This window comes from Streptomyces sp. SCL15-4 (assembly GCF_033366695.1).
GTDB lineage: Bacteria > Actinomycetota > Actinomycetes > Streptomycetales > Streptomycetaceae > Streptomyces.
The window spans coordinates 1,607,167-1,628,852 of the sequence record NZ_JAOBTQ010000001.1 but is presented as its reverse complement, the minus strand read 5'-3'; the positions used below and the strand labels follow the sequence as shown (position 1 = coordinate 1,628,852).

Sequence of the window (21,686 nt, the reverse complement as noted above, 5' to 3'; positions counted from 1 at the left end):
GTGTGAGAAGTACCGCTCTGTGACGTGGGTCACCGCTTGCCGGCCGATGTGTCTGGGAAGCTGCTGCCTTGGTCTGTGCCCCGACACAAGGGTGGTGCGGGCCAAGACCTGCACGAACCCCGGGTCCATGAGGTCCGGGCGCACCAGGAAGTGAAACCACCCGTGAGCAAGGAAGCCGTGGAACCGGCACAGGCCACCACCCACCCCCAGGTGGCCCAGACGCCCGCGGACGCGGGCGACGCCGGTTACAGCAAGGACCTCAAGGCCCGTCACGTCAACATGATCGCCATCGGCGGTGCCATCGGCACCGGCCTCTTCCTGGGCGCCGGCGGACGCCTGCACAACGCCGGCCCGGCGCTCGCCCTGGCCTATCTGGTCTGCGGTGTCTTCGCCTTCTTCGTGGTGCGGGCCCTGGGCGAGCTGGTCCTCTACCGCCCGTCCTCCGGGTCCTTCGTGTCGTACGCGCGCGAGTTCCTCGGCGAGAAGGGCGCCTACGTCGCCGGCTGGATGTACTTCCTGAACTGGTCGACCACCGGCATCGCCGACATCACCGCGATCGCGCTCTACACGCACTACTGGAGCATGTTCACCTCCATCCCGCAGTGGGTGCTGGCGCTGATCGCCCTCGCCGTCGTCCTCACCGTGAACCTGATCTCGGTGAAGATCTTCGGCGAGATGGAGTTCTGGTTCGCGATCATCAAGGTCGCCACCCTCGTGGGCTTCATGCTGATCGGCATCTTCCTGCTGGCCACCCAGCACGACGTCGGCGGCAGCAAGCCGGGTCTGAGCGTCATCAGCGACCACGGCGGCGTCTTCCCGCACGGTCTGATGCCCGTGGTCCTGGTCATGCAGGGCGTGATCTTCGCCTACGCGGCCCTGGAGCTGGTCGGCGTGGCCGCCGGCGAGACCGCCGAGCCGGAGAAGGTCGTCCCGCGCGCGGTGAACTCGATCATGTGGCGGGTCGGCGTGTTCTACGTCGGCTCGGTCGTGCTGCTCGCCCTGCTGCTGCCCGGTTCGGTGTACACCGCCGACCAGAGCCCGTTCGTGACCGTGCTGTCCAAGATCGGCGTTCCGGCGGCCGGCGACGTGATGAACCTGGTCGTGCTGACCGCGGCCATGTCCTCGCTTAACTCCGGCCTGTACTCCACCGGCCGCATCCTGCGCTCGATGGCCATGGCCGGCTCGGCGCCCAAGTTCACCCGCGTGATGAGCCGCAGCCAGGTGCCCTACGGCGGCATCCTGCTGACCTGCGCCGTCTGTGTGCTCGGCGTCGGCCTGAACTACCTGGTGCCGAGCCAGGCCTTCGAGATCGTGCTGAACGTCGCCTCGCTCGGCATCATCAGCACCTGGGTGATCATCATGATCTGCCACGTGATCTTCGTCCGCCGCGCCCGCGCCGGCCTGGTGACCCGGCCGCACTTCCAGCTGAAGTTCAGCCCGGTCACCGAGATCGCCACGGTGGTGTTCCTGCTGGTCTGCCTCGGCATGATGTGGAACGACGAGGAGGTCGGCCGCAAGACCCTGCTGCTGATCCCCGTGATCGCCGTCATGCTGGTCGTCGGCTGGTTCGGCATCCGCCGCCAGGTGGCCAAGGACGCGGCCAAGGCCTCGTCCGGACTGCCGGAGTAAAGCCCGCCACCCCCGTCCGCGGCATCCCCTACGGTGGCGCCATGCCGGAGACCACAGATGTCCGGGGCGGCGCCACCGCGCCGTCCGGAGAGCGCCCCGAGGGGGCCGACGTACTGGTGCTGGGCGGGGCCGGGGTGGACACGATCGTCCGGGTCCCCGAGCTGCCCCTGCCCTACGCCGACAGTTACATGATCGACTCGGGGATCCGCACCCGGGCCGGGCAGACCGGTGACTTCGTCGCCCTGGGACTGGCCGCGCTGGGCCTGCGCACCCACCACCTCGACCTGCTCGGCGACGACCCCGAGGGCGGCCTCGTCCGCGCCCTGCACCACGAGCACGGCATCGCCCTCACGGCGCTGCCGCAGCCGGCCGGGACCAAGCGGGCCGTCAACCTCGTCGGACCGGACGGCCGCCGCCTGTCGCTGTACGACACCACGCGCGCCCACCCCGAGGACCGCTTCCCCGAGGCCACCGTGCGGGCGCTGGCCGCCGCGAGCCGCCATGTGCACGTGACCATCACCCAGCCCTGCGCCCACGCGCTGCCCGTCCTGCGGGAGACCGGCGTGCCGCTCTCCACGGACCTGCACGACTGGGACGGCGAGAACCCGTACCACGAGCCGTTCGCGTACGCGGCCGACGTCGTCTTCCTGTCGGCCGCCGCCCTCGCCGACCCCGAGCGGACCATGCGGCGCATCGCCCGGCGCGGCCGGGCCCGGACCGTCGTCGCCACCGCCGGCGCCGAGGGCGCCTTCCTGCTGGCCGACGGCGAGCTGACCGAGGTCCCGGCGGCGGAGCCGCCCGCGCCGGTGGTGGACTCCAACGGCGCGGGCGACGCCTTCGCCGCCGCGTTCCTCTACGGCCGGCTCGCCGGCGAGCCGGCCGAGCGCTGCGCCCGGTACGGCGCCCTCGCCGGCGCCCACGCCTGCACCGTCCCGGCCGACCGCGCGGACGCGATAGGCCGGGAGGAACTGCTGCGGCGGGCGGCCGTACCGAGCCCCTGAGCCACCGGGGCACCAGGGGCGCGGCCCCCGGTGCCCGTGACCGGCGGGGCGTCGGCCGGGGTCAGTGCGCGTGCACCTCGTTCGTCGCCTCGATCTTCTTCCACGACTTCGGCTGCGCCACCGCCGTACCCGTCTTCACCAGGGCGCGGACCGAGGGCGCGGCCGGCTTCGACGGCTGGAACAGCCAGGTGTCGAACAGCGCGGCCAGCGGCTTGCCGGACACCCGCTCGGCGTACCGCTGGAAGTCGGCCACCGAGGCGTTGCCGTAGGCGTGCTCCTTCGGCCAGCCCTTCAGGATCGCGAAGAACGCGTCGTCGCCGATCTCGTTGCGCAGCGCCTGGATGGCCACGGCACCGCGGTCGTAGACGGCGCCGTCGAACTGGTTGTCCGGGCCCGGGTCGCCCGGCGCGATCGTCCAGAACGCGTCGTCGGCCGGGTGCGAGGCGTACACGTAGTCGGCCAGCTCCTGCGCGGTGCCCTCGCCCTCGTGCTCGGACCACAGCCACTGCGCGTAGCGGGCGAACCCCTCGTTGACCCAGATGTCCTTCCAGCCCTTGACCGACACGTCGTCGCCGTACCACTGGTGGGCCAGCTCGTGCACGACCACGGAGGTGTTGGCGCCGTTCGCGAACTGCCGCGGGCTGTAGTAGACGCGGGTCTGCGTCTCCAGCGCGTAGCCGGTGGTGGTGTTCGGCACGTACCCGCCGGCCGAGGAGAACGGATACGGCCCGAAGTAGCCGCTCAGCCAGTCCACGATCTCGCCGGTGCGCTCCACGCTGGCCCGCGCGGCGCCCTCGTTGTCGCCGAGGTCCTTGCTGTAGGCGTTGATGACGGGCACGCCGCCGTCGGAGGTGCCCGTGGTGATGTCGAACCTGCCGAGCGCCAGCGTGGCCAGGTAGGTGGCCTGCGGCTTGTTCTGCCGCCAGTTGTACCGGGTCCAGCCCAGCTTCGAACTGGTCGACTGGAGCGTGCCGTTGGAGATGGCCTGGGTGCCGTCCGGGACGGACACCGACACGTCGTAGGTGGCCTTGTCCGTCGGGTGGTCGTTGCTCGGGAACCACCACCAGGCGGCCTCGGGCTCGTTGGCGGCCACCCCGCCGTCGGGAGTGCGGTGCCAGGAGGTGAAGCCGTAGGCGCTCTTCGCCGACGGCACTCCGCTGTAGCGGACCACGACCGTGACCGGCGTGCCCTTGGGCAGCGGGGTCTTCGGGGTGACGACCAGCTCGTGCTCGCCGGAGGTGGTGAAGGATGCCTTGGCGCCGTTGACCCGCACCTCGCTGACGTCCAGCAGGAAGTCCAGGTCGAAGCGGGACAGGTCCTGGGTGGTCTTCGCCAGGATCGTCGCCGTGCCCTGCAACTCGTCCGTCTTCGGCTGGTATTGCAGCCTCAGGTCGTAGTGGGAGACGTCGTAGCCGCCATTGCCGTAGTACGGGTAGTAGGGGTCGCCGATGCCCGGCGCGCCGGTGGTGTAGCTCGCGGCCGATGCCGGGATCGCCAGCAGTACGGAGGCCGCCGCCAATGCGCCCGGCGCGATGATTCTGCGGTGCACGTCAGCTCCAAGTCGTCAGGACCACGGGTCCGTTCGGAAAGGCTCTGTCCGCAGCCTATTCATTCCCCGAGACCACTGACCTGTCCATGGCACCTGCTGTCACATGATCGCCATTCAGCCGTCACGCGGCCCGGAGAGTCCTCTTTTTTGCGGGAGTTGACCGGAGTACCGTCCGCGCATGCCGACACGCACGCGCTCCGCGATCCGCAGAACGCTCGTCACCGCCGTCGCCGTCGCCCTGACGGCTCTCCTCCCCACCCCGGCCGGCGCCCGCCCCGCGCCCCGGGAGAGCACCCCCGTCTACTCCTACGACCAGGCGATCCGCGAGTCCGTATGGGTGGACACCGGGCTCGACGAGGACGCCGACGGCAAGGGCGACCGCGTCGCCGCCGACATCGTCCGGCCCGCCGAACCCGCCCGGCAGGGCCGCAAGGTGCCGGTCATCATGGACGCCAGCCCGTACTACTCCTGCTGCGGACGCGGCAACGAGAGCCAGCTCAAGACGTACGACGCACAGGGCCGCGTGGTCCGAATGCCGCTGTTCTACGACAACTTCTTCGTACCGCGCGGCTATGCCTTCATCGGTGTCGACCTCGCCGGCACCAACCGCTCCGACGGCTGCGTGGACATCGGCGGCCCCTCCGACATCCGGTCCGCGAAGGCCGTGATCGACTGGCTGAACGGCCGCGCCCGGGCCTACACGAGCCGCACCGGCGACACCCCGGTGCGGGCCGGCTGGACCGACGGCCGCACCGGGATGATCGGCAAGAGCTGGGACGGCACCATCGCCAACGGCGTCGCCGCCACCGGCGTCAAAGGCCTGAGGACCATCGTCCCGATCAGCGCCATCTCCTCCTGGTACGACTACTACTTCGCCCAGGGCGCCGCGCTCTACGACGGCGGCCCGGACCAGCTCGCCGACCGCGTCGAGAGCGACGGCGCGCACGCCCACTGCGCGGCCGTCCAGCGCAGGCTGGCCGACGGCAGCCCGCGCACCGGCGACCGGACCCCGCTGTGGACCGAGCGGGACTACGTCAAGGACGCGGCGAAGGTGCGGGCCAGCGTCTTCCTGGTGCACGGCATGCAGGACCTCAACGTCCGCACCCAGCACGTCGGCCCGTGGTGGGACGCCCTCGCCCGAAACGGTGTCCGGCGCAAGATCTGGCTGTCCCAGACCGGGCACGTCGACCCCTTCGACTTCCGCCGCGGAGCCTGGGTCGACACCCTGCACCGCTGGTTCGACCACGAACTCCTCGGCTACGACAACGGTATCGACCGCGAGCCGACGGCCGACGTCGAGCGTCACCCCGGCCAGTGGGCCACCACCCCCGTCTGGCCCCCGGCCGGCACCCGTCCCACCGTGCTGCGCCCGGCCCCGGGCCGCCAGGCCGGCGTCGGCACGCTCGGCCTCGGCCGGGCCCACGGCACCGCGGCCTTCACGGACGACCCGCGGCTGAGCGAGACCGACTGGGCCGCCCGGGTCACCACGACCACGCCCGAGAAGGCGGGCTTCCTCACCGCGCCCCTCTCCCGCGCCCTCCGGCTGGCCGGTTCCGCCCAGGTGACGGTCACCGCGACCCCGACCACCCGCACCGCCCACCTGTCCGCCGTCCTCGCCGACATCGGCCCGGACACCATCCGCGACTACGCCGACCCGGACGAGGGCATCACCACCCTCGCCGAGCGCACCTGCTGGGGCGCGAGCACGGCCGGGGACAGCGCCTGCTTCAAGGAGACCCGGGCGAAGACGACGGCGGTCGGCTACACCGTGGTCAGCCGCGGCTGGGCCGACCTCGGGCACCACGCCTCGGCGACGAAGGGCGTCCCGCTCACCCCGGGCAGGGCCTACACGATGACCCTCCGGCTCGGGGCCACCGATCATGTCGTGCCCGCGGGGCACCGGCTGGCGCTGATCGTCGCCGGCACGGACAAGGACCTCCTCGAACCGCCGTCGACCCGGCCGACGCTCACCGTGGACCTGTCCCGTACGACGGCGAAGGTGCCGCTGGTGGGTGGGGCGGCGGCGTTCGCCCGGGCCGCGACCGGTGGGCCCGAGGCGCCGGTGCCGACGGTGCTGGAAGGGGTGTCACCGCCGCGAGCCGGCCTGCACGTGCCGGTCGGCTGAGGGCCCGGCTGTTCCGAGGGGCACGAGGTGTCCGGCCGCCGTGTCCGGCCGCGCGCCGGTGCGGGCGCGGGCCGGGCGTTCGGTCCTCCGCGCTCCTGGGGGAGCCGCCGCCCGGCCGGCCCGGAACGCGGGTGGCCGGCCGCCGTGTGCGGTCGCGGACCGGCGGTGGCTCGGCGTGCGGCTGCCCGAGCCCCTGGGGCAGCCGCCCGGAGCGCCCGTTACGCCGGCCCCCTCGGCGCACCCGATCGCCCGGCCCGCCGGAAGCGCGGCCCTCTCCGCGTGACGACACTCAAGCCGCCGGACCTGCCCACATCACGGCACTCAGCCCGTCGGAAACGCCAGTGCCGCCGCTTCCCGGGCGCAGCCCCAGGCCACCGTGACGCCGGCGCCGCCGTGGCCGTAGTTGTGGACCACGGCGCGCCCGTCCGGCAGGGGCCGGCGCTCCAGGCGTACCGCCTTCCGGGCCGGGCGCAGGCCCACCCGGTGGGCGAGTACGCGGGCGCCGGCGACCTCGGGCCGGACGGACGCGCAGCGGGCGACGATCGCCGCGGCGGTCCCGGGGTCCGGCTCCAGGTTCCAGTCGTCCTCCTCGGCCGTGCCGCCCAGCAGGAGCCGGTCCGGCTGCGGGATGACGTACGTGGACGCGGCCGTGGTGTCGTCGACGGCGGTGAACCACTCGGTGACGCCCGGGTTCTCCACCACGACCAGCTGCCCCCGCACGGGCCGCACCGCCGGGTCCGGTACCAGGGCGCGGGCTCCGAGCCCCGTGCAGTTGACCACCACGGCGGCGGGCACGGCCGCCAGGTCGGTCACCGCACGGACCTCCACCGTGCCCCCGGCCTGCTCCAGCCGCCGTGTCAGCCACGCCAGATGCACCGGCATGTCGACCACCGGCAGCCGCGCCGCCAGCCCCCCGGCCACCGCCCGCAGCCCCGGCACCCGGCCCGCCCAGGCACCCAGCTCCGCGCGCCGGACCCCGTGATGGACGCCGTCGACCAGGCGCACCCCGGTCTCCTCCGGCCGTGCCGCCAGTTCCCGGTAGACGCGCAGGGACTCCAGGGCCCAGGCCCCGACCAGCCGCTCCGGTTCGATGCGGTACGGCCACCACAGGCCGCCGGCCACCGCCGAGGTGGTCCGCTCGGCGGGCTCGCGCACCCACACCCGTACCCGCCGCCCCGACTCGGCCAGCAGTACGGCCGTCGTCAGCCCGGCGACCCCGCCTCCGACCACGATCACTTCGTCACTCGCCTCGGTGTCCACGCCAGGACGATAGGCCCCGCGCCCGCCGCCGTTAGGATCGGCCTCCTGATGACTGCCACCCTCGTTGCCAAGAACCTCGCCGCCGGACACGGCGGCCGGCCCCTGTTCTCCGGGCTCGACCTGGTCGTCGCGCCCGGCGATGTGATCGGGCTGGTCGGCGCCAACGGCGCGGGCAAGTCGACCCTGCTGCGGATCCTCGCCGGACTCACCCCGCCCGAGCAGGGCGAACTGAGGCTGTCCCCGCCGGCCGCGACCGTCGGCCACCTGCCGCAGGAGCCGGAGCGCCGGCCCGGCGAGACCGTCCGGGAGTTCCTGGCCCGCCGCACCGGCGTCGCCGCCGCCCAGCACACCATGGACGAGGCCACCCAGGCACTGGTCGACGGCGCGCCCGGCGCCGACGACGCCTACGCCACCGCCCTGGAGCGCTGGCTCGGACTCGGCGGTGCCGACCTGGAGGAACGCGCCGAGGAGGTCACCGACTCCCTCGGTCTGGCGGTGGACCTGGACCAGCCGATGACCGCACTGTCCGGCGGCCAGGCGGCCCGCGCCGGCCTCGCCTCCCTGCTGCTGTCCCGCTACGACGTCTTCCTGCTGGACGAGCCCACCAACGACCTGGACCTGGACGGCCTGGAGCGTCTGGAACGGTTCGTCACCGGCCTGCGCGCGGGCACCGTCGTCGTCAGCCACGACCGCGAGTTCCTCACCCGCACGGTCACCAAGGTCCTCGAACTCGACCTCGTCCAGCGGCGGATCAACCTCTACGGCGGCGGCTACGCGGCCTATCTGGAGGAGCGCGAGGTGGCCCGCCGGCACGCCCGCGAGGAGTTCGAGGAGTACGCCGACAAAAAGGGTGCCCTCCAGGAACGCGCCCAGATGCAGCGGTCCTGGATGGACAAGGGCGTGAAGAACGCCCGCCGGAAGGCGGGGAGCGACAACGACAAGATCGGCCGCAAGTTCCGCAGCGAGGCCAGCGAGAAGCAGGCCGCCAAGGCCCGGCAGACCCAGCGCATGATCGAGCGCCTGGAGGTGGTCGAGGAGCCCCGCAAGGAGTGGGAACTGCGCATGGAGATCGCGTCCGCCCCGCGGTCCGGCGCGGTCGTGGCGACGCTGCGGGACGCCGAGGTGCGGCGCGGCGGCTTCACCTTCGGACCGGTGTCGCTCCAGGTGGACTGGGCGGACCGGATCGCGGTGACGGGCGCCAACGGCGCCGGCAAGTCCACCCTGCTCGCCGCCCTGCTGGGCCGGATCCCGCTCGACGCCGGGCACGCGGCCCTCGGCTCCGGTGTGCTGGTCGGCGAGGTCGACCAGGCCCGGCGGCTGTTCCACGGTCCCGAGACGCTGCTCGACGCCTTCCGCGCGGCCCTGCCCGACACCGAGCCGGCGGAGGTCCGCACGCTGCTGGCCAAGTTCGGCCTGAAGTCCGACCACGTCCTGCGGCCCGCCGAGACCCTCTCCCCGGGCGAACGCACCCGCGCCGCCCTCGCCCTGCTCCAGGGCCGGGGCGTGAACCTCCTGGTCCTGGACGAGCCGACCAACCACCTGGACCTGCCGGCCATCGAGCAGCTGGAGTCGGCCCTCGACGCCTACGAGGGCACCCTGCTGCTGGTCACCCACGACCGGCGCATGCTGGACGCGGTCCGGGTGACCCGGCGCCTGGAGGTGGCGGACGGCAAGGTCACGGAGCGCTAGGGCCTGTCGCGACGCGAATCGTCAGACAGGCCCTAGGACCGGCGCGCCGCGGCCTCCCGCGCCGCTCGCTCGACCCGGCCGAGGTGGTCCGGGTCGCGGGGCGCGACGTTGAGGCCGTCCGGCCGCTGGCCCACGGCCCCGTCGATCAGCTCGCGCACGATGTCCGCGTGACCGGCGTGCCGCTGGGTCTCGGCGACCATGTGGGTCAGCGTCCGGTGCAGCGTGATCTTCCCGGGCGCGCCCGGCAGCCGGCCGACCGCGTCCAGGGGGAGCGCCGCGATGGTCTCGTCCGCGTGCGCGCAGGCCCGCAGGTACCGCTCGGTGATCTCCTGACGGGTCTCGTCGGCCCGCGCCCACAGGTCCGAGTCCGGCTCGGCCTCACCCGTGAACCACAGCGGCGTACCGGGGAACGGCCGGCCGAAGGCCGCGCCGAGGTACAGGGCCTCGGCACCCGCCAGATGCTTGACCAGGCCCAGCAGATTGGTGCCGGTGGGCGTCAGCGGGCGTCGGATGTCGTACTCGGGCAGGCCGTCGAGCTTCCAGAGCAGCACGTCTCGCGCGTCCTGGAGGTACACCCGGAGATCGGCCTTCGGATCTGATCGCGTCATGCGACGAGTCTGACGATCAGATGATCTTTGTCCACGGTTTTCCGGGGCCGGACGGCTCTCCCGCCCGGCCCCGAGACCGTGCCGTCAGCGCTTCTTCGGGTCCAGCAGCCCCGCGCGGCGCAGCGCGTCCGCCATCGCGCCGTTGGCGGGCGCCGCGGCCTGGCGCCCGCCGCGGTCGCCGCCGCCCCGGCCCTGCCGCTGCCCCTGCCCCTGGCCGCCGCCCTGCCGCTGCTGGGGCGGGCGGGCACCGCCGCGCTGCGGCCGGCCGCCGCCCTGCGCCTGCGGGGCGGCCTCGTCATCCAGCCGCAGGGTCAGGGCGATCCGCTTGCGCGGGATGTCCACGTCCAGGACCTTCACCTTGACGATGTCACCGGGCTTGACGACATCGCGCGGGTCCTTCACGAACGACTTGGACATCGCCGACACGTGCACCAGGCCGTCCTGGTGGACACCGACGTCCACGAACGCGCCGAACGCGGCCACGTTCGTCACCACGCCCTCCAGGACCATCCCGGCGGACAGGTCGGAGATCTTCTCCACGCCCTCCTTGAAGGTGGCCGTCCGGAACGCGGGACGCGGGTCGCGGCCCGGCTTCTCCAGCTCCTTGAGGATGTCGGTGACGGTCGGCAGACCGAAGGTGTCGTCCACGAAGTCGGCCGGCCTGAGCGAGCGCAGCACGGCCGTGTTGCCGACGAGGGACGCCACCTCCTGACCCGTGGTCTTCACCATGCGGCGCACCACCGGGTAGGCCTCCGGGTGCACGCTGGAGGCGTCCAGCGGGTCGGCCCCGCCCCGGATGCGCAGGAAGCCCGCGCACTGCTCGTACGCCTTCGGGCCGAGCCGCGCCACCTTCTTCAGCTCGGCGCGGGAGGTGAAGGGGCCGTTGGCGTCCCGGTGGGCCACGATGTTCTCGGCGAGCCCGGCGGAGATGCCCGACACGCGGGAGAGCAGCGGCACGGACGCGGTGTTGACGTCCACGCCGACGCCGTTCACACAGTCCTCGACGACCGCGTCCAGCGAGCGGGACAACTTCACCTCGGACAGGTCGTGCTGGTACTGGCCGACACCGATGGACTTCGGGTCGATCTTCACCAGCTCGGCCAGCGGGTCCTGCAGGCGCCGCGCGATGGACACCGCGCCCCGCAGCGACACGTCCAGCTCCGGCAGCTCCCGCGAGGCGTACTGCGACGCCGAGTACACCGACGCGCCGGCCTCGGACACCATCACCTTGGTGAGCTTCAGCTCCGGGTGCTTCGCGACGAGTTCACCGGCGAGCTTGTCGGTCTCGCGGGACGCCGTGCCGTTGCCGATGGCGATCAGCTCGACGTCGTGCTCCTTCGCCAGCCGCGCCAGCGTGGCGATCGCCTGGTCCCACTTGTTGGCCGGCACATGCGGATGGATCACGTCCGTGGCGACGACCTTGCCGGTGGCGTCGACCACGGCGACCTTCACGCCCGTACGGAAACCCGGGTCGAGACCGAGCGTGGCGCGGGTGCCGGCCGGAGCGGCCAGCAGCAGGTCCCGCAGGTTCGCCGCGAACACGTTCACCGCCTCGTCCTCGGCGGCCGTGCGCAGCCTGAGGCGCAGGTCGATGCCGAGGTGGACCAGCACACGGGTGCGCCAGGCCCAGCGGACCGTGTCCGTCAGCCACTTGTCGGCCGGCCGGCCCCGGTCGGCGATCCCGAACCGCGAGGCGATGAGGCCCTCGTACGACGACGGGCCCTCGGCCGGCTCCTCCGGCTCCAGGACGAGGTCCAAGACCTCCTCCTTCTCCCCGCGCAGCAGCGCCAGGATCCGGTGCGAGGGCAGCTCGGTGAACGGCTCGGCGAAGTCGAAGTAGTCGGCGAACTTGGCGCCCGCCTCCTCCTTGCCCTCGCGCACCTTCGCGGCCAGCCGCCCGCGCACCCACATGCGCTCGCGCAACTCGCCGATCAGGTCGGCGTCCTCGGCGAACCGCTCGGTCAGGATCGCCCGGGCGCCGTCCAGCGCGGCCTGCGGATCGGCCACGCCCTTGCCGGCGTCCACGAACGCGGCGGCCGCGGCCGCCGGTTCCACCGTCGGATCGCCCAGCAGTCCGTCCGCCAGCGGCTCCAGGCCCGCCTCGCGCGCGATCTGCGCCTTGGTGCGCCGCTTGGGCTTGTACGGGAGGTAGATGTCCTCCAGCCGCGCCTTGGTCTCGGCGCCGCGGATCCGCGCCTGAAGCTCCTCGGTGAGCTTGCCCTGCTCCCGCACCGACTCCAGGATCGCGCTCCGCCGGTCCTCCAGCTCCCGCAGATAGCGCAGCCGCTCCTCGAGCGTGCGCAGCTGCGCGTCGTCGAGCATCTCGGTCGCTTCCTTGCGGTAGCGCGCGATGAAGGGCACTGTCGAGCCGCTGTCCAGCAGCTCCACCGCGGCCTTGACCTGCCGCTCCCGTACGCCGAGTTCCTCGGCGATCCTGCTTTCGATGGACCCTGCTCCGAGGGACCCGGGTGTGGTCACGATCCCGTACCGCCTTCTCCACTGAGGTTGCGCGGCAATTGTGGCAGGTGACACCGACAACCGGGGATCAGGGCGGCGCCCGGCGGGGCGCCGGGCGCCGGGTGGTCAGGCCCGGCTGCCGCGCGCGGTGGACGAGGCTCCGCCGAACAGCCGGGCGAGCGCGCGGAACGGCAGCGTGACCACCGTCGCGACGGCTGAGCCGATCTGTCGCAGTACGTCTGCGAGGGCACGGAACACGGCACGGTCTCCTCTCGTCGGGGACTTCGCGCACCGGGTACCTCGTCAGGGCCGGGGAAACCCCGGGGTGCCGGGCGGCCGGGCCCCGGCGGTGCCCCGGTCCGGCGCGGACGCCGTCCAGGTGAAGCGCGGCGGCCGGCGCTCCAGGAACGCGGCGACCCCCTCCGCGGTGTCGCCGCTGCCGCGCGCCCGCGCCGCCCAGTGCGCGTCCCGGTCGGTGCGGCCGGCCGCGAACTCCTTGGCGGCGGCCTGGGTGAGCTGCGAGCGGGACACCAGCACCCGGGTCAGCTCCGCGGTCCGCTTGTCCAGTTCTCCCTCGGGCAGCACCTCGTCCACCAGACCGGTGCGCAGCGCCCGGCCGGCGTCGATCAACTCGGCCGTGAACAGCAGGTACTTGGCGGTGGCCGGGCCGACCAGACCGACCAGCCGGCGGGTCGAGGACGCCGGGTAGACGATGCCGAGCCGCGCCGGGGTCACCCCGAACAGCGCGCCTTCCTCCGCCAGCCGCAGATCGCAGGCCGCCGCGAGCTGCGCCCCGCCGCCCACACAGTGCCCGCGCACCGCGGCGACGGTCGGTTTCGGGAACGCGGCCAGGGCCTCCTCGGCCGCCACCGCGAGGCCCTGTGCCTCCTCCGGCGAGCCCTGGAGCGTGCTGATGTCGGCGCCCGCGCAGAAGGTGCCGCCCTCGCCGGTCAGCACCAGCGCCCGTACGTCCGGGTCGGCCGCGAGCGCGTCCAGCAGCGGGGGCAGGGCCCGCCACATCGCCGCCGTCATGGCGTTGCGCTTGGCGGGATGACGGATCACCACGGTGGCGACGGAGTCGGCGACCTCATGGGACAGCTGGGGGTCCATGCGGCGGATCGTAGCGGAGGCGTCCCGCGGCGCCGGCGGCGGAGCGGACGGCGGACCGGGTGGCACGGCAGGGCAAACCCGTACAACCCGACTAGTTCGTGAACCGGCGTCCGGAGAACAGGAACAGTCCCGCGCGCGACCAGGTCAGGCGCGGTCGGTCAGAAACCGTTCGATACCCGCTGACTTGTGTTCAGACATCCGGGTGGCCGCGCCTGATTGCCAACACTCGACGTGTGGTGACAATCGAGCGCGAGGACGGCGACCGGACGATGGACGACCACGGGCACGGCCTGTGCCCGGCGGAACGCGGCGGACGGCCGCCGGGCCCCCTGCCGTACGAAGGGGTCTGGCGGTTCACCGCGGCCGCGGTGGACGCCTCGGTCCCGCAGGCCCGGCACGCGGTACGGGACCTGCTGCTGCGCCAGGGCGTGCCGGCCTCCGACGACCTGGTGCACGGCCTGCTGCTGATCGTCTCCGAGCTGGTCACCAACGCGGTACGGCACGCGGCGCTGCTGTCGCCGGTGCTCGCCGTGGAGGTGGCCGTCGGCGCGGAGTGGGTGCGGGTGTCGGTGGAGGACAACCACCCCTACCGCCCCACCGCCCTCGAGGCCGACCACGGCCGGACCGGCGGCCGGGGGCTGCTCCTGGTCCGCGAGGTGGCCCGGGAGGCGGGCGGGGTGATCGACGTGGAGCACACCGCGAGCGGCGGCAAGGTGATCTGGGCCGCCCTGCCGCTCAAGCCCCCGGCGCTGCCGTAGCGGGCCGGATCACCAGCCGGCGGTCGGGCCCGTCAGCTCCCTGATCGCCGGCCGGGCCGCGTCGAGCACGGTCATGAACCAGGCGGAGAACGCGTCCCGGGCGTGCCGCTCGGCCAGCTCGTCCGCCGTCACGAAGACGGTCTCGGCGACCTCCTCGGCATCCGGCGCGGGCGCCGCCTGCACCAGGCCGACGAACAGGTGGTTGTACTCCTGCTCCACCAGGCCGGAGACGGGGTCCGGGTGGTTGTAGCGGACCGTGCCGGCCGCCGCGAGCAGCGACGGCGACACGCCCAGCTCCTCGTGGGTGCGCCGGGCCGCCGCCGTGAACGGCGCCTCGCCCGGGTACGGGTGACCGCAGCAGGTGTTCGACCACACGCCGGGGGAGTGGTACTTGCCGAGCGCCCGCTGCTGGAGCAGCAGCCGGCCCCGCTCGTCGAAGAGGAACACCGAGAACGCCCGGTGCAGCCGTCCCGGCGGCTGATGGGCGGCGAGCTTCTCCTCGGTGCCGATCGTCACACCGTCCTCGTCGACCAGTTCCAGCAAGATCGCCTCTGCGGTGCCCTTCGACGAGCCGTGCGTCGCGGTGGCGGGTGTGATCGGCATACGCATCCTTCGCTTCGGTCCAGCATCCCAAGTCTGCCGTACGGTCCCGGCGCCCCGGGCGCGCCGCACGCCTGTCGCGCGCGGAGCGGCACCGGCGGCCGGACCCGGTAGGCCATCGTGCCCGGCGTCCGCCGCCGGAAACCGGCCGGGTCCCCGCCGTCCGGCGAGGCGTGCCGGACGGCGGGCCGGCGGTGCCGTCAGTGGCAGAGCCGCGCCTCGTGCTCCGCGTGCCCGCCCGGCTCCAGCTGGAACGTGCAGTGCTCCACGTCGAAGTGGTCGCCCAGGCAGCCCTGCAACTCGTGCAGCATCTTCTCGTTCCCGATGGCGTTCAGCACCTCGGAGCTGACCACCACGTGCGCCGACAGCACCGGCATGCCCGAGGTGATCGTCCAGGCGTGCAGGTCGTGCACGTCCTCCACGCCGTCCAGGGCCAGGATGTGCGCCCGGACCTCGGCCATGTCGACGCCCTTGGGAGCCGCCTCCAGCAGCACGTCCAGCGTCTCGCGCAGCAGCTTCAGCGTCCGCGGCACGATCATCAGGCCGATGACCAGGGAGGCGACCGGGTCCGCCGACTGCCAGCCGGTGGTCAGGATCACCGCCGCCGACAGCAGCACCGCCACCGAGCCCAGCGCGTCCGCCGCCACCTCCAGGAAGGCGCCGCGCACGTTCAGGCTCTCCTTCTGCCCGCGCATCAGCAGCATCAGCGACACCGAGTTCGCGACCAGGCCGACCAGACCGAACACGATCATCAGGCCGCCCCGGGTCTCGGCGGGCTCCACGAACCGCTGCACCGCCTCGTACAGGACGTAGCCGCCGACGCCGAGCAGCAGCAGACAGTTGGCGAGGGCCGCGAGGATCTCGGCGCGCGCGTAGCCGAAGGTGCGGTTGGTGCTCGGCGGGCGGCCCGCGAAGTGGATCGCGAGCAGTGCCATGCCGAGGCCCACCGCGTCGGTCGCCATGTGCGCCGCGTCCGCGATCAGCGCGAGCGAGTCCGCGACCAGGCCGCCGACGATCTCGACCACCATGATCATCAGCGTGATGCCCAGCGCGACGCGCAGCCGTCCCCGGTACGCGGCCGTGGCCGTACCCGGGGCCGGCGCGTGGGAGTGCGCGTGCCCGTGGTCGTGCCCTGCCCCCATGACTACCGCCTTCCGTTGCCTGCCCGGAGGGCCAGTGAACTACGGGTGGGGGGTATTGGCAACGCGGCACTGAACACCGTTGTCATGTGCGCTGACCTGCGGAAACGTTCCGCAGGTCAGCGCCTCGGCTCACCGGCCGTGACGCAGCCGCCAGCCCTCCCAGGCCGACCCGACCATCTCCCGCACCCCGCGCCGGGCCCGCCAGCCCAGTGCCTCGGCGGCCCGGTCGGCCGAGGCCACCGCGCGCGGCGCGTCGCCCGGCCGGCGGCCCTCCACCACGGGCTCCCTGCGGTCCCCGGTGACCTCCCCGACGACCTCGATCAGCTCGCGCACCGAGACGCCCTCGCCGCGGCCGATGTTCAGCGTCAGATCACCGGTGACCGCCCCGTCGGCCAGCCGCCGCGCCGCCGCCAGATGGGCCTGGGCGAGATCGGCCACATGGATGTAGTCACGGACGCAGGTGCCGTCCGGGGTCGGATAGTCGTCGCCGAAGATCCGCGGGGCCTCGTCGCGGGTGAGGCGGTCGAAGACCATCGGCACGATGTTGAACACGCCGGTGTCCGCCAGCTCCGGCGCCGCCGCGCCCGCCACGTTGAAATAGCGCAGGCACACGGTGGAGATCCCGTGCGCCCGCCCGGCCGCCCGCACCAGCCACTCCCCGGCCAGCTTGGTCTCGCCGTACGGGTTCACCGGCGCGCACGGGGTGTCCTCGGTGATCAGGTCCACGTCCGGGTTGCCGTACACCGCCGCCGACGAGGAGAACACCAGCCGGCCCACGCCCGCCTCCGCGACCGCGTCCAGCAGGGTGGCGAGGCCCCCCACGTTCTCCCGGTAGTACGCAGTGGGCCGGGCCACCGACTCCGCGACCTGCTTGCGCGCCGCGAGATGGACGACGCCCGTCACGCCGTACTCCGCGAGCACCCGCTTCAGCAGCGGTCCGTCCAGCGTCGAGCCCCGCACCAGCGGCACGTCGGCGGGCAGCCGCTCGGGCACGGCCGCCGACAGGTCGTCCAGCGCCACGACGCTCTCCCCGGCGCCCGCCATGGCCCGTGCCACATGCGCCCCGATGTATCCGGCTCCGCCGGTGATCAGCCACGTCATGGTCGCCCAGCCTATGCGCAGCCGCCCGGTGTCCCGGTTGCCCGGGTCTGCCCCATGGGTTTGTGGGCGGGCCCTCCGATCACCGATGATGATCGCGGCAAAGGCCGGGTCAGCCCCGGTGGGCCGGGCCGTGAACGGCCGGTGAACGCGGGCTCCGGCCCATCCGATAGCCTCTGCCGACATGCCGCCCGGGTGCCGCAGGCCGGGGCGCCCCACCATGCAGCAGACCGGCGCCGCGCGCGTCGGCACCCAGGGAGTGAGTTCGGTTGTCGACGGCCATCGTCACCGGTCAGCCGGTCCCCGGATCGTCACTGGAACACGATCTGCGGTCCCTCGGCTTCGACGTGCGCGTGGCCGCCGACGCCGCCGAGACGCAGACCCTGCTCACCACCGTGCCGGCCGACCGGCGCGTGGCCCTGGTCGACGCCCGCTTCGTCGGCCACCCGCACGCGCTGCGCCTCGGCCTGACCGACCCGCGCTTCCCGCTCGCCGCCGTCCCCGGCGCCGTCACCGCCCAGCCCGCCGCCCGGCAGGCCCTCGCCCGCGCCGTGGCCCGCGCGACCTCCGCGCCCGCCGGTACGGCCGCCCGGGGCGCCGAGGGCGGCGCTCCGGCGCTCGCCGTGGACGGCCTCGCCGACCGCGTCGCCGGCGCCCTGGACGACGACGGCGGCGCGGTGCACCGGCCCGAGCTGGGCAGCCTGGTCGCCACCGTGCCCGTCGGCCCGCGGGCGCTGGACGAGGCCCGGCGGGCCGTCGCCGCCGTCGACGACGAGGCGGTGCGCCTGAAATCGGCCGTGAAGTCCCGCGACGGCTTCTTCACCACGTTCTTCATCAGCCCCTACTCGCGCTACCTCGCCCGCTGGTGCGCCCGCCGCGGCCTGACCCCGAACCAGGTCACCACGGCCTCGCTGCTCACCGCGCTGATCGCGGCCGGCTGCGCGGCCACCGGCACCCGAGGCGGCTTCGTCGCGGCCGGCGTGCTGCTCATCGCCTCCTTCGTCCTGGACTGCACCGACGGCCAGCTCGCCCGCTACGCGCTGAAGTACTCCACCCTCGGCGCCTGGCTCGACGCCACCTTCGACCGGGCCAAGGAGTACGCCTACTACGCGGGCCTCGCCCTCGGCGCGGCCCGCGGCGGCGACGACGTCTGGGCGCTCGCCCTCGGCGCGATGATCCTGCAGACCTGCCGTCACGTGGTCGACTTCTCCTTCAACGAGGCCAACCACGACGCCACCGCCAACACCAGCCCCACCGCCGCCCTCTCCGACAAGCTCGACAGCGTCGGCTGGACGGTCTGGGTGCGCCGCATGATCGTGCTGCCGATCGGCGAGCGCTGGGCGATGATCGCGGTCCTCACCGCGGTCACCACCCCGCGCATCACCTTCTACGCCCTGCTCGTCGGCTGCGCCCTGGCGGCCGCGTACACCACGGCGGGCCGGGTGCTGCGCTCGGTGACCCGCGGGGCCCGGCGCACCGACCGCGCCGCGCGGGCGCTCGCCGACCTCGCCGACTCCGGTCCGCTGGCGCACGCGCTGCGGCGGGTGCTCGGGCGCGGCCTGCCCGGGTTCGCCGTGCCCGCCGTCGCCCTGCTGGGCGGCGCCGCGGTCGTCGCCTGCTCGGCCCTCACGGACTTCGGCGGCGTCCTCCCGGTCGCCGGCGCCCTGGTCTACGTCCTCACCTCGGCCCTCGCCGTCGCCCGCCCCCTCAAGGGCGCCCTGGACTGGCTGGTCCCCCCGCTGTTCCGGGCCGCCGAGTACGGCACCGTCCTCGCGCTCGCCGGTGAAGCGGACGTGAACGGAGCCCTTCCCGCCGCTTTCGGGCTGGTGGCGGCCGTCGCCTACCATCACTACGACACGGTGTACCGCATCCGCGGCGACGCCGGAGCGTCCCCGGCCTGGCTGGTGCGCGCCATCGGCGGGCAGGAGGGGCGGACGCTGCTCGTCACCGCCCTGGCCGCCGTGCTCACCGCCGCGCAGTTCAAGGCCGCGCTCACGGTGCTCGCCGTGGCCGTCGCCCTGGTGGTGCTCGTCGAGAGCGTCCGCTTCTGGGTGTCCGCCGGGGCGCCCGCCGTACACGACGAAGGAGAAACCGCATGATCGGCCTCGTGCTGGCGGCCGGCGCCGGACGGCGTCTGCGCCCCTACACCGACACCCTGCCCAAGGCGCTGGTGCCGGTGGGGCCCGCGGGCATAGAGGGCGAACCGACGGTCCTGGACCTGACGCTCGGCAACTTCGCCGAGATCGGCCTGACCGAGGTTGCGATCATCGTCGGCTACCGCAAGGAGGCCGTCTACGCGCGCAAGGCGGCCCTGGAGGCGAAGTACGGCCTCAAGCTCACCCTCATCGACAACGACAAGGCCGAGGAGTGGAACAACGCCTACTCCCTGTGGTGCGGCCGTGACGCCCTCAAGGACGGCGTGATCCTCGCCAACGGCGACACCGTCCACCCGGTCTCCGTCGAGAAGACGCTGCTCGCCGCCCGCGGCGACGGCAAGCGCATCATCCTCGCCCTGGACACGGTGAAGAGCCTGGCCGACGAGGAGATGAAGGTCGTCGTCGACCCGGAGCGGGGCATGACGAGGATCACCAAGCTGATGGACCCCGCCGAGGCCACCGGCGAGTACATCGGCGTCACCCTGATCGAGGGCGACGCCGCGCCGGAACTGGCCGACGCGCTGAAGACGGTCTGGGAGACCGACCCGCAGCAGTTCTACGAGCACGGCTACCAGGAACTGGTCGACCGCGGTTTCCGCATCGACGTGGCTCCGATCGGCGAGGTCGACTGGGTCGAGATCGACAACCACGACGACCTCGCCCGGGGACGGGAGATCGCGTGCCAGTACTGACCCGGCTGATCCCCTCGCCGGTCGTCGTGGACATCCGCCCGGGTGCCCTGGACGACCTGGCCTGTGTGCTCGCCGACGAGCGCATCTCGCAGTCGGGCCGGCTCGCCATCGCCGTCAGCGGCGGCTCCGGCGCCCGGCTGCGCGAGCGGATCGCCCCCACGCTGCCCGGCGCCACCTGGTACGAGGTCGGCGGCGGCACCATCGACGACGCGGTCCGGCTGGCGAGCGACATAAAGGCCGGACACTACGACGCGGTGGTCGGCCTCGGCGGCGGGAAGATCATCGACTGCGCCAAGTTCGCGGCGGCCCGGGTGGGCCTGCCGCTGGTCGCCGTCGCCACCAACCTGGCCCACGACGGCCTGTGCTCGCCGGTCGCCACCCTCGACAACGACGCCGGCCGCGGCTCCTACGGCGTGCCCAACCCGATCGCGGTCATCATCGACCTCGACGTGATCCGCGAGGCACCCGTCCGGTTCGTCCGCTCCGGCATCGGCGACGCCATCTCCAACATCTCCGCCGTCGCGGACTGGGAGCTGGCCCACCGGGTCAACGGCGAGAAGGTCGACGGGCTCGCCGCCGCCATGGCCCGGCAGGCCGGCGAGGCGGTGCTCCGCCACCCCGGCGGAGTCGGCGACGACGGCTTCCTCCAGGTACTGGCCGAGGCGCTGGTCCTCACCGGCATCGCCATGTCCGTGTCGGGCGACTCGCGCCCGTCCTCCGGCGCCTGCCACGAGATCAACCACGCCTTCGACCTGCTCTATCCCAAGCGCGCCGCGGCCCACGGCGAGCAGTGCGGCCTCGGCGCCGCCTTCGCGATGTATCTGCGCGGCGCCCACGAGGAGTCGGCGTACATGGCCGAGGTGCTGCGCCGGCACGGGCTCCCGGTGCTGCCGGAGGAGATCGGCTTCACGGTGGACGAGTTCGTCCGCGCGGTGGAGTTCGCCCCGGAGACCCGGCCCGGCCGCTACACGATCCTCGAACACCTCGACCTCAAGACGAACCAGATCAAGGACATCTACGCCGACTATGTCAAGGCCATCGGTAGCTGAACTCCGTCCGGTCGTCCACCCCGCGGGGGTGAAGGACCGGCGCAGCGGTGAGCACTGGGCGGGACGCCTCTACATGCGCGAGGTGTCCCTGCGCGTCGACCGCTACCTGGTCAACACCAGGGTCACGCCCAACCAGCTCACGTACCTGATGACCGTCTGCGGCGTGCTCGCGGCCCCGGCCCTGCTGGTGCCGGGCATCTTGGGCGCGGTGCTCGGCGTGGTCGCCACCCAGCTGTACCTGCTGCTGGACTGCGTCGACGGCGAGATCGCCCGCTGGAAGCAGCAGTACTCGCTCGGCGGGGTCTACCTGGACCGGGTCGGCGCCTACCTCACCGACGCGGCCGTGCTGGTCGGTCTGGGGCTGCGCGCCGCCGACCTGTGGGGCACCGGCCGCATCGACTGGCTGTGGGCCTTCCTCGGCACGCTCGCCGCGCTCGGCGCCATCCTGATCAAGGCCGAGACCGACCTGGTCGGTGTCGCCCGGCACCAGACCGGCAAGCCCCCGGTGCAGGAGGCCGCCTCCGAGCCGCGCTCCTCCGGCATGGCGCTGGCCCGCCGGGCCGCCGCCGCGCTGAAGTTCCACCGGCTGATCCTCGGCATCGAGGCCTCGCTGCTGATCGTCGTCCTCGCGATCGCGGACCAGGCCCGCGGCGACCTGTTCTTCACCCGCCTCGGCACCGCCGTGCTGGCCGGCATCGCCCTGCTGCAGACCCTGCTGCACCTGGTGTCCATCCTCGCCTCCAGCAGGCTGAAGTGAGCGCGC

The 21,686-nt window shown here is 73.2% G+C and carries 18 protein-coding genes; 9 read left to right on the top strand and 9 right to left on the bottom strand.

Annotated features, from left to right (window positions below; all coding sequences use genetic code 11):
- The first annotated feature begins 162 nt into the window (after positions 1-162).
- The gene (locus SCK26_RS06780) at positions 163-1,629 is read left to right on the top strand and encodes an amino acid permease (protein WP_318200344.1); all 1,467 of its coding nucleotides are present in this window, start codon (positions 163-165) and stop codon (positions 1,627-1,629) included.
- 41 nt (positions 1,630-1,670) lie between these two features.
- Positions 1,671-2,630, top strand: coding sequence for a PfkB family carbohydrate kinase (locus SCK26_RS06775; protein ID WP_318200343.1), 960 nt, complete (start codon positions 1,671-1,673; stop codon positions 2,628-2,630).
- A gap of 61 nt (positions 2,631-2,691) precedes the next feature.
- Here the strand turns inward: SCK26_RS06775 and SCK26_RS06770 are convergent, their stop codons facing one another.
- Complete coding sequence (locus SCK26_RS06770) at positions 2,692-4,179, bottom strand: M1 family metallopeptidase (RefSeq protein WP_318200342.1); 1,488 nt, start codon at positions 4,177-4,179, stop codon at positions 2,692-2,694.
- A gap of 178 nt (positions 4,180-4,357) precedes the next feature.
- Here SCK26_RS06770 and SCK26_RS06765 point away from each other — a divergent pair, with 178 nt between their 5' ends.
- Complete coding sequence (locus tag SCK26_RS06765) at positions 4,358-6,304, top strand: Xaa-Pro dipeptidyl-peptidase (protein WP_318200341.1); 1,947 nt, start codon at positions 4,358-4,360, stop codon at positions 6,302-6,304.
- Positions 6,305-6,625: 321 nt separating this feature from the next.
- Here SCK26_RS06765 and SCK26_RS06760 read toward each other — a convergent pair whose 3' ends face one another.
- Entirely contained in the window at positions 6,626-7,540 is a 915-nt protein-coding gene (locus tag SCK26_RS06760) for an FAD-dependent oxidoreductase (protein WP_412080839.1), read from the bottom strand.
- 72 nt (positions 7,541-7,612) lie between these two features.
- Here SCK26_RS06760 and SCK26_RS06755 point away from each other — a divergent pair, with 72 nt between their 5' ends.
- Positions 7,613-9,253 (top strand): ABC-F family ATP-binding cassette domain-containing protein, encoded by a 1,641-nt coding sequence (locus tag SCK26_RS06755; protein WP_318200339.1) that lies wholly within the window; start codon positions 7,613-7,615, stop codon positions 9,251-9,253.
- 32 nt (positions 9,254-9,285) lie between these two features.
- Here SCK26_RS06755 and SCK26_RS06750 read toward each other — a convergent pair whose 3' ends face one another.
- The 4 genes from SCK26_RS06750 to SCK26_RS06735 form a co-directional block, all read right to left on the bottom strand.
- Positions 9,286-9,861, bottom strand: a complete 576-nt coding sequence (locus SCK26_RS06750; protein ID WP_318200338.1) for a DinB family protein — start codon at positions 9,859-9,861, stop codon at positions 9,286-9,288.
- Positions 9,862-9,945: 84 nt separating this feature from the next.
- Entirely contained in the window at positions 9,946-12,339 is a 2,394-nt protein-coding gene (locus tag SCK26_RS06745; protein WP_318200337.1) for a Tex family protein, read from the bottom strand.
- A gap of 105 nt (positions 12,340-12,444) precedes the next feature.
- The gene (locus SCK26_RS06740) at positions 12,445-12,576 is read right to left on the bottom strand and encodes an LPFR motif small protein (RefSeq protein ID WP_318200336.1); all 132 of its coding nucleotides are present in this window, start codon (positions 12,574-12,576) and stop codon (positions 12,445-12,447) included.
- Positions 12,577-12,621: 45 nt separating this feature from the next.
- A complete protein-coding gene (locus SCK26_RS06735; protein WP_318200335.1) occupies positions 12,622-13,428 on the bottom strand; it encodes an enoyl-CoA hydratase/isomerase family protein in 807 nt (268 codons plus the stop codon).
- A 269-nt stretch (positions 13,429-13,697) separates the two neighbouring features.
- Between SCK26_RS06735 and SCK26_RS06730 the strand changes: the two genes are divergently transcribed.
- The gene (locus tag SCK26_RS06730) at positions 13,698-14,186 is read left to right on the top strand and encodes an ATP-binding protein (RefSeq protein ID WP_318205940.1); all 489 of its coding nucleotides are present in this window, start codon (positions 13,698-13,700) and stop codon (positions 14,184-14,186) included.
- 9 nt (positions 14,187-14,195) lie between these two features.
- Here the strand turns inward: SCK26_RS06730 and idi are convergent, their stop codons facing one another.
- The 3 genes from idi to galE all read right to left on the bottom strand — a co-directional run bounded on the left by idi (position 14,196) and on the right by galE (position 17,029).
- Entirely contained in the window at positions 14,196-14,789 is a 594-nt protein-coding gene (idi, locus tag SCK26_RS06725) for an isopentenyl-diphosphate Delta-isomerase (protein ID WP_318200334.1), read from the bottom strand.
- Between the two features lie 197 nt (positions 14,790-14,986).
- Positions 14,987-15,928, bottom strand: coding sequence for a cation diffusion facilitator family transporter (locus SCK26_RS06720; protein WP_318200333.1), 942 nt, complete (start codon positions 15,926-15,928; stop codon positions 14,987-14,989).
- A gap of 129 nt (positions 15,929-16,057) precedes the next feature.
- Positions 16,058-17,029, bottom strand: coding sequence for a UDP-glucose 4-epimerase GalE (gene galE / locus SCK26_RS06715; RefSeq protein WP_318200332.1), 972 nt, complete (start codon positions 17,027-17,029; stop codon positions 16,058-16,060).
- Between the two features lie 266 nt (positions 17,030-17,295).
- Here galE and SCK26_RS06710 point away from each other — a divergent pair, with 266 nt between their 5' ends.
- Genes SCK26_RS06710 through SCK26_RS06695 form a run of 4 tightly spaced genes read left to right on the top strand, consistent with a single transcriptional unit; the run spans position 17,296 to position 21,680 of the window.
- On the top strand, positions 17,296-19,125 hold the full coding sequence (locus tag SCK26_RS06710; protein WP_318200331.1) for a DUF5941 domain-containing protein: 1,830 nt from the start codon (positions 17,296-17,298) through the stop codon (positions 19,123-19,125).
- A complete protein-coding gene (locus tag SCK26_RS06705; RefSeq protein WP_318200330.1) occupies positions 19,122-19,874 on the top strand; it encodes a phosphocholine cytidylyltransferase family protein in 753 nt (250 codons plus the stop codon). The genes SCK26_RS06710 and SCK26_RS06705 overlap by 4 nt, the downstream gene beginning before the upstream one ends.
- On the top strand, positions 19,862-20,923 hold the full coding sequence (locus tag SCK26_RS06700) for an iron-containing alcohol dehydrogenase family protein (RefSeq protein ID WP_318200329.1): 1,062 nt from the start codon (positions 19,862-19,864) through the stop codon (positions 20,921-20,923). Before SCK26_RS06705 ends, SCK26_RS06700 begins: the two co-directional genes overlap by 13 nt.
- Positions 20,901-21,680: a CDP-alcohol phosphatidyltransferase family protein gene (locus SCK26_RS06695; protein WP_318200328.1), complete on the top strand. Its 780-nt coding sequence runs from the start codon at positions 20,901-20,903 to the stop codon at positions 21,678-21,680. Before SCK26_RS06700 ends, SCK26_RS06695 begins: the two co-directional genes overlap by 23 nt.
- The last annotated feature ends 6 nt before the right edge of the window (positions 21,681-21,686 follow it).